The sequence below is a fragment of the Vibrio sp. 704 genome (assembly GCF_033339295.1).
On record NZ_JAWOUH010000836.1, the window covers coordinates 1 to 559 of the forward strand.

1 protein-coding gene and 1 pseudogene are annotated in these 559 nt (G+C 48.7%); both read right to left on the bottom strand.

All coding sequences use genetic code 11. The features are described from left to right. Positions 1 to 391, bottom strand: a 391-nt coding sequence (locus tag R7R24_RS29405; protein WP_318120550.1) for a DUF1513 domain-containing protein, incomplete at its 3' end; no start/stop codon positions are given. Further along, positions 372 to 559: pseudogene (locus tag R7R24_RS29410) on the bottom strand (iron-regulated protein A); the annotation flags it as partial. The gene R7R24_RS29405 and the pseudogene R7R24_RS29410, both read right to left, overlap by 20 nt.

Here is a 559-nt window from a genome sequence, read left to right on the forward strand (position 1 = left end):
CGAAGAGATAAAGACCATCGTGAGAATAAACGCCGTGGCCGTAAAAATGGCGCTCCGGTTTTGCCAGTTCCAACTTGAGCATTTGTTCTGTTCGATAGTCGAACACCATAAAGAAAGTGCCAGGACGTCGACCAAAAACAACCGCGTGGCCATGCTGATTGGTCGCCACGCCATGTCCACGTTCAGGGATAGGTAACGTCGAAATAGGCATACCATGTTCATCAGCCACCACGGCAGCAAACTTATCTCGCCCGACAATGGAACAACCAATCAATTCGGGCTCTCGCTTTGTTGTCGCCGCACAACCAAACGGCAACACGGGAGTTGCCGCTCCAAATAGTGCCGCTTTTAGAAGCGTTCGGCGGGTTTGATCAGTCACAATCGGTTGCATTAAACCCTATAACGACACCAAGCTCGATAGCCACCTCTTCATGGATGAGGTATTTAAGTTGTTCTAGCTTGTTATATTGCGCGAGAACCAAACGATATCCGTCCACACTTTGTAGTGCAGAGAACAGGCTTTTATCTTCAGGCCAAGTCTCTAAAGCCATGTCAAACT